At 60.0% G+C, this 3,999-nt stretch carries 3 protein-coding genes; all 3 read left to right on the top strand.

The window, feature by feature from the left end; genetic code table 11:
- Positions 1-1,056 (top strand): UDP-4-amino-4-deoxy-L-arabinose aminotransferase (gene arnB, locus ACRESJ_RS17325; RefSeq protein WP_431758990.1); only part of this gene is annotated, 1,056 nt, incomplete at its 5' end.
- A complete protein-coding gene (arnC, locus tag ACRESJ_RS17320; protein ID WP_431758989.1) occupies positions 1,053-2,072 on the top strand; it encodes an undecaprenyl-phosphate 4-deoxy-4-formamido-L-arabinose transferase in 1,020 nt (339 codons plus the stop codon). The genes arnB and arnC, both read left to right, overlap by 4 nt.
- On the top strand, positions 2,069-3,999 hold a 1,931-nt coding region (gene arnA / locus ACRESJ_RS17315), incomplete at its 3' end, for a bifunctional UDP-4-amino-4-deoxy-L-arabinose formyltransferase/UDP-glucuronic acid oxidase ArnA (RefSeq protein ID WP_431758988.1). The genes arnC and arnA, both read left to right, overlap by 4 nt.

Here is a 3,999-nt window from a genome sequence, read left to right as displayed (position 1 = left end):
ACCGGGCCAAAAAACCAGGAGCTGGAAGAAAAGTTCGCCCACTACGTGGGATGTCAGCATGCCGTTGCGCTGTCCTCAGCCACCGGTGGAATGCACATCACCTTACTTGCGTTGGGCATCGGTCCTGGCGATGAAGTCATTACACCGTCGCAGACTTGGGTGTCCACCGCGAACATGATCTGTTTGCTGGGCGCAACCCCGGTATTCGTCGACGTTGACCGCGACACGCTGATGAGCGATCTGGCGAGCATAGAAGCGGCAATCACCCCACGTACCAAAGCGATCATCCCGGTGCATTACGCCGGCGCGGCATTCGATCTCGACCCGCTGTATGCGCTGGCAGACAAACACGGGATTGCAGTCATCGAAGACGCCGCCCACGCTGCTGGCACCTTCTATAAAGGTCGTCACGTGGGTGCCAAGGGCACGGCGATCTTTTCGTTTCACGCCATCAAGAACATGACCTGCGCCGAAGGCGCGATGTTCGTCAGCGACGACGAAGCCCTCGCCGCACGTGTGCGCATGCTCAAGTTCCATGGCCTGGGCGTCGATGCCTACGACCGCCTGACCCATGGTCGCAAACCGCAGGCTCAGGTGGTGGAACCGGGTTTCAAATACAACCTGGCCGACATCAACGCCGCCATTGCCCTGGTGCAGCTTGAGCGCCTGGACGAGATAAACGCCAAACGCACGCAACTGGCTCAAACCTACTTGCAGCGCCTGCAAGGCCTGCCAGTGCAACCCTTGGCGATTCCCGCATACGCCCAAACCCACGCCTGGCACCTGTTCATCCTGCGTATCGACGCAGAGCGCTGTGGGCTGGATCGCGAAGCGTTCATGAAAGCCCTGCAAGCGCAAAACATCGGCACCGGCATTCACTTCATCGGCACCCACCTGCACACCTATTACCGCCAACGTTTCCCCAACCTGCATTTGCCCAACACCGAATGGAACTCGGCGCGGCTGTGTTCCATTCCGTTGTTCCCCGACATGACTACCGATGACGTCGAACGCGTTGTCGGCGCCATTGAAAATTGCCTGGACACACGCCCGTGAGACCTTACCCAATTAACTTCGTGTCGATCGTGATCCCGGTCTACAACGAAGAAGATAGCCTGCCCGAGTTGCTGCGCCGCACCGAAGCGGCTTGCGAGCAATTGCATCACGATTACGAAATCGTCCTGGTCGACGACGGTAGCCGCGATGACTCCGCGTTTCTTCTGGAGCAAGCCGCCACCCGCCCCGGCAGCCACGTGGTCGCGGTCATCCTCAATCGCAACTACGGCCAACACGCGGCAATCATGGCCGGTTTCGAACAGTGCAAGGGCGATGTGGTGATCACTCTCGACGCTGACTTGCAAAACCCGCCCGAAGAAATCCCGCGGCTGGTGGCACAGGCCGAACTTGGCTTTGATGTGGTCGCCACGGTGCGCAACAACCGTCAGGACTCGGCCCTGCGCCGTTGGCCTTCGAAGCTGATCAACCTTGCCGTACAACGCTCCACGGGCGTCGCCATGAGCGACTACGGCTGCATGTTGCGCGCCTATCGCCGCACTATTGTCGACGCCATGCTCGCCTGCCGTGAGCGCAGCACCTTTATCCCGATCCTGGCCAACAGCTTCGCCCGGCACACCACGGAAATCCTGGTCAATCACGCCGAGCGCGAACACGGGGATTCCAAATACAGCCCAATGCGGCTGATCAACCTGATGTTCGACCTCATCACCTGCATGACCACCACGCCCCTGCGTCTGCTGAGCATCGTCGGCTTCGGCATGGCGGCCCTCGGCGGATTATTCGCCCTGGCGCTGGTTGTCTTGCGCCTTGCGTTAGGCAGCAGTTGGGCCGGCGATGGCACCTTCGTGCTGTTCGCGGTTCTGTTCGTGTTCACCGGCGGCCAGTTCATCGGCATGGGCCTTTTGGGCGAATACCTGGGGCGCATGTACAGCGACGTCCGGGCGCGCCCGCGATTTTTTATCGAAAAAGTCATGCGTAGCCAACACGCCTCCCCTGTTTCGGTGGTCACTGTCGACGGCCGCGCTTCCACTTCTTCTGATCAGGTACTGCCATGACTGCAAAAGTAGTTGTCTTCGCTTATCACGATATCGGCTGTGCCGGGATCGAAACCCTGCTCGAAACGGGTTATGACATCGCCGCCGTATTCACCCACGCCGATGATCCCAGGGAAAACGCCTTCTACGGTTCCGTAGCGCAATTGTGTGCGCGCAAAGGCATCCCTGTGCATGCGCCCGAAGACGCCAACCATCCGCTGTGGATCGAACGCATCGCCAAGCTCGACCCCGAATATTTGTTCTCGTTCTACTACCGGCACCTGCTGAGCGAGCCGCTGCTGGCCACCGCCCGCAAAGGTGCGTTCAACCTGCACGGTTCGTTGCTGCCACGCTATCGCGGTCGGGCGCCGGCCAATTGGGTGCTGGTCAACGGTGAAAGCGAAACCGGCGTGACCCTGCACCGCATGGTCAAACGTGCTGACGCCGGCGCCATCCTGGCCCAGCAAGCGGTGCCGATTGAGCGCAGTGACACCGCGCTCACCCTGCACGGTAAATTGCGCATGGCCGCCGTTGACCTGTTGCGCGATACCTTGCCTGCGCTGCTGCGCGGAAAAGTCAGCGAAACCCCGCAGGATGAATCCAAAGCCACGGTGTTCGGCCGACGCACCCCTGCCGACGGCAAGCTGTTGTGGAGCCAACCTGCAGAAGAACTGTTCAATCTGGTCCGCGCCGTGACCCAGCCTTACCCGGGCGCGTTCTGCGCGGTGGGCGAACACAAGCTGATTGTCTGGAGCGCAGAAGTCGTCAAGGGTAATGACGGCCAGGCGCCGGGCCGGGTGATCAGCGTCGATCCTCTGCGTATCGCCTGCGGTGAAGACTCGCTGGTGATCAACGCCGGTCAGCGCAATGACAACGGCCTGTACCTGAGCGGGCCGCAACTGGCCAATGAACTGGGGCTGGTGGATGGCTCCGTTCTGCGCGGCGCCGAGTCAGGTCGTGGACCTCGTCGCACTCGCGTGCTGATTCTCGGGGTCAACGGCTTCATCGGCAATCACCTGTCCGAGCGCCTGCTGCGCGACGACCGCTACGAAGTCTACGGCCTGGACATTGGCTCGGACGCCATCGAGCGCCTGCGCAGCCACCCCAATTTCCATTTCGTCGAAGGTGATATCAGCATCCACTCCGAGTGGATCGAATACCACATCAAGAAGTGCGACGTGGTCCTGCCGTTGGTGGCGATTGCCACGCCGATCGAGTACACGCGTAACCCGTTGCGGGTGTTCGAACTGGACTTTGAAGAGAACCTCAAGCTGGTTCGCTACTGCGTCAAATACAACAAGCGGGTCATTTTCCCGTCGACCTCGGAGGTCTATGGCATGTGCCAGGACGCCAACTTCGACGAAGACAGCTCCAACCTGATCGTCGGCCCGATCAACAAGCAGCGCTGGATTTACTCGATCTCCAAGCAATTGCTCGATCGAGTGATCTGGGCATACGGTCAGAAAGGCCTGAATTTCACCCTGTTCCGGCCTTTCAACTGGATGGGGCCACGCCTGGATCGACTGGACTCGGCACGGATCGGTAGCTCCCGGGCGATTACCCAACTGATCCTGAATCTAGTGGAAGGCACACCGATTCGTCTGTTCGATGGCGGCGAACAGAAACGCTGCTTTACCGACATTGCCGACGGCGTAGAAGCCCTGGCGCGGATCATCGACAACGACAACGACGCCTGCAACGGTCAAATCATCAACATCGGCAACCCGGACAACGAAGCCAGTATTCGCCAGTTGGGCGAAGAATTGTTGCGTCAGTTCGAAGCGCACCCACTGCGCGATAACTTCCCGCCGTTCGCCGGTTTCCGCGACATCGAAAGCAAGGCGTTCTACGGCAGCGGTTATCAGGACGTGTCCCATCGCAAACCGAGCATCGCCAACGCCAAGCGTCTGCTGGACTGGACGCCGACTGTTGAGATGAGCGAGACCAT

It is taken from the genome of Pseudomonas sp., from assembly GCF_050739655.1.
Taxonomy (GTDB): Bacteria; Pseudomonadota; Gammaproteobacteria; order Pseudomonadales; family Pseudomonadaceae; genus Aquipseudomonas.
This window is presented reverse-complemented; position numbering and strand designations above follow the sequence as displayed.